The sequence below is a fragment of the Paracoccus sp. MC1854 genome, assembly GCF_014164635.1.
Classification (GTDB): domain Bacteria; phylum Pseudomonadota; class Alphaproteobacteria; order Rhodobacterales; family Rhodobacteraceae; genus Paracoccus.
In genome coordinates this window covers 1-3,442 of sequence record NZ_JACJFU010000085.1, presented here as the reverse complement: position 1 = coordinate 3,442, position 3,442 = coordinate 1, and the positions used below count along the sequence as shown (strand labels likewise).

At 66.0% G+C, this 3,442-nt stretch carries 2 protein-coding genes; both read right to left on the bottom strand.

Annotated elements, in window-relative coordinates; translation table 11 throughout:
• Positions 1-718: IS30 family transposase (locus H5395_RS17945; RefSeq protein WP_182793875.1), on the bottom strand; the 718-nt coding region annotated here is incomplete at its 3' end.
• A 169-nt stretch (positions 719-887) separates the two neighbouring features.
• Positions 888-3,068 carry an ATP-dependent RecD-like DNA helicase gene (locus H5395_RS17940; protein ID WP_182793873.1) on the bottom strand — a complete coding sequence of 727 codons (2,181 nt, stop codon included), beginning with the start codon at positions 3,066-3,068 and terminating at the stop codon, positions 888-890.
• Positions 3,069-3,442 lie beyond the last annotated feature (374 nt).

Here is a 3,442-nt window from a genome sequence, read left to right as displayed (position 1 = left end):
TGGCGATCTGCGCCATGATCGGCCGGGTGCGCTTCTCCGCGTTCTTCAGCACCACGAGGAAGCGGCTGGTGCGCTCGATCATCGTGGCGACGTTGGCGGGACCGAACTTCTGCCGGAAAAGCACCAGGTCGTTCGAGGGGCTGCGTCGCGCCACCGGGCGCGACCGTCCCCTCTCACCCCAGTGCCCGAACTCCTTGCGATGGGCGATGACATCGGGACGGAACAGGATGCTGAGTTCAGCGGCAAATTTCGGCGGCGGGCGCTTGCGCAGACGATAGCCGCGGCGGCGCCGTCGGCCGGAGGGCAGGTGGCGCCACAACTCGCCCCGACGGCCTTCCTCGGAGTAGATGTGACGATAGATGGTTTCGTGGCAGACCCGGATCGGGGCTCGCTCGTGGCGCATGCGGCCAGCGATCTGCTCGGGTGTCCAGCCTGATCTCAAGCAGCACTCAACCTGGTCGCGCAGACGGGACTCGCGCACCAGCTTGCGCTGCCGCGTCCGCCGGCTGTCGCTCAGGCTCTGTGCCACGACACACCAATAGCCACTGAGCTTGGGGACTTCGCTGTCATGAAAATGATTGCGGCGCAGCTCCCGGAAGATCGTCGAGCGGTGCCGGCCAAGCCTGCGCGCCATCTCGTCAGGGCTCATCTTCGCATGGCGCCAGCGTTCGATCCGGCGGCGCTCTGCCAGGGAAAGGTGAGAATAGCGAACCTTCATTCGAGTGTCCTTTCAAAGCCCAACTCATTGTTGAGGATCAAAAGTCGCACTCCAAGGTAGCGCGTCCACAGCGTATATCAACTCTTATAGTAATGATAATTATGTAATAAGATCAATATCTTACTGTGTTCTCTTCTTTCCCTTTCAAGTCTCCTGCGGCGCCTCAGGCCTACGCCGCCGCGAGCCACTCCGCGAGCTTCGTCCAGCGCCGCCGTCCTGCGACATTTCTCACAGCAATGGCGATGGCCTTTCTCTGACCCACCAGCACGACCAGCTTCCGGCCGCGGGTGATGCCGGTATAAAGCAGGTTGCGCTGCAGCATGGCATAGTGCTGGGTCATCACCGGAATGACTACCGCCGGATACTCCGACCCTTGCGCCTTGTGGATGGTGGCCGCATAGGCCGGCACGACGGTGTCGAGCTCACCGAAGCCGAAGACGACCGCGCGGCCGTCGAAGTCGATCATCACCTCCCCCTCTTCGGGATCAACCGTCTCGATCCGGCCGATGTCGCCGTTCCAGACCTCCTTGTCGTAGTCGTTCTCGACCTGCATGACCTTGTCGCCCGGCGCGAAGGTCCAGCCGAAGCGCTCGACCTTCGGGGCACCCGCCCCATTGAGGACCGCCTGCAGTTCGATGTTGAGCGCCCGCGCGCCGACGCCGCCACGGTTCATCGGGCAGAGCACCTGGATGTCGCGGACGGGGTCGAGGCCGAAGCGGCGCGGGATCCGGTGACGCACCAGTTCGACGATGCGCGCCACCGCCTGTTCGGGCGCCTCGGCCGGCACGAAGTAGAAGTCGCTTTCGCCCTCGGGGGTCGAGAGGTCCGGCAGGCGCCCCTCGTTGATCCGGTGCGCGCTGGTGATGATGCGGCTCCGCGCCGCTTGGCGGAACACCTCGGTCAGTCGCACGACCGGCACTGCGCCGGAGCCGATGATGTCGGCCAGCACCTGGCCGGGTCCGACCGAGGGCAGCTGGTCGATGTCGCCCACGATCAGCAGCGCAGCTGAGCCTGGCACAGCCTTCAGGAGCGACTGCATGAGCGGCACGTCCACCATCGAGCTTTCGTCGACGACCAGCAGATCGCAGGCGAGCAGGTTCTCCTCGCTGCGCTTGAAGCCAGCGGTTGCAGGATCGAACTCGAGCAGCCGGTGAATGGTGCGCGCCTCCAGGCCGGTGGCTTCCGTCATGCGCTTGGCGGCCCGACCGGTCGGGGCGCAGAGCAGCAGACGCGTGCCCCTGGCCGCGAGGATGCGCAGGATGGCATTGACCAGCGTGGTCTTGCCGACGCCCGGCCCGCCGGTGATCACCAGCACCTTGGAGCGCAGCGCCAGGCGAAGAGCCTCGACCTGGCTGATGGCGAGCGTGAGGCCCGTTGCCCGCTCGATCCACGGCAGGGCACGGTCGGCATCGATGGCGGGCCACGGCAGGGGACCGCTGGCCAGGCGCTTGAGATGCGCGGCGATGCCGCGCTCGGCCTGGTGAAGCCCGGTCAGGAACACGCAGTCGGTGTCACCCACCCGATCCGCCGTGACCGTGCCCTCGGCCAGTTCCAGAGCCATCGCACGCGTGATGAACTCGACCGGCACCTCCAGCAGCTTTTCCGCGAGCCCCGCCAGGTCCGTCCGCGGCAGCCCGCAGTGCCCCTGGCCCATGGCTTCGGAGAGTGCGAAGGAGATCCCCGCCTGCACCCGGATCATGGCGGTCCTTTCGATGCCGAGCTTTTCGGCAATGACATCGGCGGTGCGGAAGCCGATGCCGCGGATGTCGCGCGCGAGCCGGTAGGGGTTCTCGCTCATCACCTGCACCGCATCGAGGCCATAGGTCCGGAAGATCCGCACGGCGCGCGCGGTCCCCACGCCATGCTGGTGCAGGAACACCATGATCTCGCGGATGACCTTCTGGTCGGCCCAGCCGGCGGCGATCCGGGCGGCCCGGACGGGGCCGATGCCGCCCACCTCCCGCAGCCGTTCGGGACTGGCCTCGATGATGTCGAAGACCTCCGTGCCGAAATGGCGCACGAGGCGCTTGCCTGTGACCGGGCCGATGCCGCGGATCATGCCCGAGCCGAGATACTTCTCGATGCCCTCGGCGGTCGTGGGTGCGGACGCCCTGAGGAACTGCGCCCTGAACTGCAGGCCATGGGTGCGGTTGTTGCTCCACTGCCCCGAGGCGCTGATCCACTCGCCCGCCGAGATCGCGGCGGCATGGCCCACCACCGTCACCAGCTCGCGGTGCCCGCGCGCCTTGACGCGCAGCACGCAGAAGCCGGTCTCGGGATTGTGGAACGTCACCCGCTCGACAAGCCCTGCAAGGACCTCACGTTCCTGATCATGAGACGGCTGGTTCATCAAGGCGACATGTCATGCACTGGGGCCAGTCCGGGTTGCACTCCAAAGGAGTGGGGCGTTGTCAGGATGATCTGCAAATAGGATCGTTCTGGGGAACGGCAATCAGCAGCCGCCGGCAGGACGTCAGCACGCCCCCTGCCCTCTTGCGTAGGACTGCAGTCCACCAGATCGCGCGCACGGTCTACGTCCTCGATGAGCACCTGTGGCGTCCGTGTGCATGCCACGGTCGCGCAGCTTGGCAAAGGCGGTGAACTGGCCCCCTTTTCGACCGGACACCTGGGCATAGCCATGGAGGCTTAGGCATATGCCTGAGCACGTGCTTATGTCTGAGATCGAGATCATCACCGACGGCGGCCGTCGTCGTCGCTGGAGCG

Excerpts from the sequence above, each read along its gene's own strand:
- H5395_RS17940 (WP_182793873.1), bottom strand. The coding sequence starts at position 3,068 with ATGAACCAGCCGTCTCATGATCAGGAACGTGAGGTCCTTGCAGGGCTT.